Origin of the sequence: Allobosea vaviloviae, assembly GCF_001298265.1 — a bacterium.
Taxonomy (GTDB): domain Bacteria; phylum Pseudomonadota; class Alphaproteobacteria; order Rhizobiales; family Beijerinckiaceae; genus Allobosea; species Allobosea vaviloviae_B.
The window spans coordinates 1-335 of sequence record NZ_LGSZ01000001.1 but is presented as its reverse complement, the minus strand read 5'-3'; the positions used below and the strand labels follow the sequence as shown (position 1 = coordinate 335).

Genomic DNA, 335 nt, shown 5'->3' with positions numbered 1-335 from the left:
TAAAACACGCCCTGCGCACAACACACGCAGCGCACCAAAAGACTTATCGCGGGGTGGAGCAGCCCGGTAGCTCGTCAGGCTCATAACCTGAAGGTCGTAGGTTCAAATCCTGCCCCCGCAACCAAAAACACAAAAACCCCGGCGCTCAACGCGCCGGGGTTTTCGCGCCTCTGGCCGTCGCCCCAAAAAGCCCGCCGCCGCGCCAACCCGTAATCGTCCGGTGTCGGCCCTTTCAGCGTTCTGATGGGCGGCTTTTAGCGAAGGCGGCTTTTCCGATGGCGCGACGCCGGGCCAGCTTTGCGATGTTGGTCTTTATGGTGGGAAGATCGATGTCC

At 60.9% G+C, this 335-nt stretch carries 1 tRNA gene; it reads left to right on the top strand.

The annotated features are described in order from the left end of the window. Positions 1–47 precede the first annotated feature (47 nt). Positions 48–124, top strand: a tRNA-Met gene (locus AE618_RS00005). Positions 125–335: the final 211 nt, after the last annotated feature.